Genomic DNA, 2121 nt, shown 5'->3' on the forward strand with positions numbered 1-2121 from the left:
TGCTTCTTTCTGTAATTGCTCCAGATACAGCAGCATCAGTTTTTTTCGGTCTGGTCTACAGTCTTGTAACGCTTCATAGATGCTTGGCCATTGACGCTTGAATAATGGATTGAGTGAAAATTCCGCTTGACGCATTCGGAGTGGTCATCACTGCATCCATCAGCTCGAATGTGGCATCCTTGGCTTTCACTAATAACTCGTATGCTGCTTGACGGAATTCCTTTAATCGTTCACTGTTCATTTAGGGAGTGGATAGGTTTTCTTTTTCACCCTTATTCTCTCCCGGCGCGGTGGCTCTAGTTCTTCTGAAAGCCACCGTTCTCATCTTTATTTAGTCTAAAGTACAGCAAAAAAGGGTTAAAATGAAAAAGCTAGTAAAATCGTTAAATAAAAATGAGGTAAAGAAAATGACACCCTCAGACCAACAACAGCTAAAAGCCCACTTAAAAGCGGCAGCAGAAATTCTTTACAGAAATACAGCTCCAACCGAATTAAAAAGTTTTGAAAGTATAGAAAAATCAGTTCGTCAGCAAATGTTATCAGAAGTTGCTCCAGAACTAGGTAGCTTTTTTTTCAGCAGTATCAGGAATTAAAACAGGAAAACCCCGAAAAATAAAATCAATAATCGGCTCCCTCGACATTACAGATAATCAGGCAAAATATTTTGGCTTAAAAGCTTACAGTCAATTTAGTCCACTGATGGAAAATTGCTGTCTTTTAATCAGTGCCAACGAATCTTATCAAACGGCAGAAAAAGATTTGGAAAAACTTACGGGGATCAAAATTTCTCACAGTACATTACTCATATTAGTCAAGAGACAAGAATTTGAATTACCTACATCTAAACAAGGAGTCAAAGAAATTACATTAGATGGCGGTAAAGTCAGACTACGCAACGAAACTAAGGGCGAAAGATGTTACTGGAAAGACTATAAAGCCGTGTGTTTAGATAATGTTTATTCTGGAGCTTTTTTTCAAAATAATCAAGATTTAATACCAATTTAATATGAAGCTGCATAGAATAGGGCTTCAAGAATAAACTTGTAAGATGACAACGAACTAATTTGCTCAGGTGTGATTTTTTCAAGAACTTGTTTCAATCGCTCTCGCAATTGCTCCAGTGTTGTAAAAACTTCTCCAACAAGTTGCTGTTTGATATATTCCCAGACCCTTTCAATTGGATTAAGTTCTGGACTATGTGAAGGTTGACAGACAGGAATTAAATTTTCGGGCACTGAGATAGTTCATTAGTGATATGAGCACCCGCTCTATCCATGTGAATCAGGGCAATATCTTCACCCAATTGTAGAGAAAGAGCGTCAATAAATTGCTGAAAGTTTTCTCCGTTAAGATGAGCGTATTCTTGGCAAAAATGCCAGCCACTCAATGGTTCGACTACCCCATACAACCAAAAATTTTCACGTTTCCATAGTATGGGAGCAACTGGTTTTACCCCCCTGGCTGTAATTAATTTTCCTGTCAATGTTTTCAATCCCAAACGGGTTTCATCTTGACACAAATATCGTAGCCTTTTGCCCTTACCAAAATATTTTTGCAACGTCAATACTGCTGGAATGATGTTTTTTTAAAAAGCTCCACTGCTTCTACGTCCTGTAAAGCACTTTGCGGACGTGGCACTTTCAGTTTTGCGATGTGACGGTAATGCGCCCAGGCATAGACTGTTGCATAAGTCAGTTCTAAATTATACTCGGTTTTTAGCCATTCCACAATTTCTCCGTAGCTTTTGAAAGGGACTCCTGTTGCTAAGCGTTCTTTAAGTCCTGCTAAGGCCTCAATAGTCAAGTGTTGTACTTGTCCGGGGGCTTTTTTCACCAACAATAATTCCGATAATCCACCACGTCGATACTTTTGTCGCCAGCGGGTTATCGTAGATTTGTCTCTACCCAAACGATTGGCTAATTCTTGATGCTGCTGTACTTGCCCTGTTTTTAACCACCATAATACTTGTATTCGTTCTTTCTGACTCGCTGTACCAATACTTCGGACAGTTTTGGAAGAGGGACGCGAGGCTCGCCGAGCTACAAAAGTTATTGGAATCTGAATCAAAAATCAAAAAAAAGGCAATTTTTAGGTTAAGCTCAAAAAACACACGAACTTAAA

At 39.0% G+C, this 2121-nt stretch carries 3 protein-coding genes and 1 pseudogene; 1 reads left to right on the forward strand and 3 read right to left on the reverse strand.

The window, feature by feature from the left end:
• Positions 1-407 precede the first annotated feature (407 nt).
• Positions 408-996, forward strand: a pseudogene (locus IQ263_RS27960) (ISKra4 family transposase); the annotation flags it as partial.
• Positions 997-1001: 5 nt separating this feature from the next.
• On the opposite strand, the gene IQ263_RS29575 reads toward IQ263_RS27960, so the two are convergent.
• From IQ263_RS29575 to IQ263_RS27975, 3 genes are read right to left on the reverse strand one after another with little or no spacing between them, the layout of a single operon-like run.
• Positions 1002-1235, reverse strand: coding sequence for a transposase (locus IQ263_RS29575; protein ID WP_194071281.1), 234 nt, complete (start codon positions 1233-1235; stop codon positions 1002-1004).
• On the reverse strand, positions 1220-1564 hold the full coding sequence (locus IQ263_RS29580) for a transposase (protein ID WP_194071282.1): 345 nt from the start codon (positions 1562-1564) through the stop codon (positions 1220-1222). Before IQ263_RS29580 ends, IQ263_RS29575 begins: the two co-directional genes overlap by 16 nt.
• Positions 1561-2067 (reverse strand): helix-turn-helix domain-containing protein, encoded by a 507-nt coding sequence (locus IQ263_RS27975; RefSeq protein ID WP_194071283.1) that lies wholly within the window; start codon positions 2065-2067, stop codon positions 1561-1563. The genes IQ263_RS29580 and IQ263_RS27975 overlap by 4 nt, the downstream gene beginning before the upstream one ends.
• Positions 2068-2121: the final 54 nt, after the last annotated feature.

Source organism: Tychonema sp. LEGE 06208 (assembly GCF_015207505.1).
Lineage (GTDB): Bacteria > Cyanobacteriota > Cyanobacteriia > Cyanobacteriales > Microcoleaceae > Microcoleus.